General features: G+C 60.4%; 1 pseudogene. It reads left to right on the forward strand.

The features are described from left to right. Positions 1–207 (forward strand): annotated as a pseudogene (locus AF337_RS45060) (LysR family transcriptional regulator); the annotation flags it as partial.

Genomic DNA, 207 nt, shown 5'->3' on the forward strand with positions numbered 1-207 from the left:
CGCCTGGTGTCATCGCCAGGCCATTGGCCCCTGCTCATATTATCCCCGTGGCATCACCGGGATATCTGGGCGATCGGGTTCCGCCTCATGATCCGTCCGGCTTGCACGAACTCGACGGTATCGTCATGCGTTCGATGCGGACGGGTCGAATTCACCAGCGGCAGATGCGCAATCTTGCTGGAGATGAGCAGCCTGCGGTCCTGAAAG

It is taken from the genome of Rhizobium ecuadorense (assembly GCF_001187535.1).
Classification (GTDB): Bacteria; Pseudomonadota; Alphaproteobacteria; order Rhizobiales; family Rhizobiaceae; genus Rhizobium; species Rhizobium ecuadorense.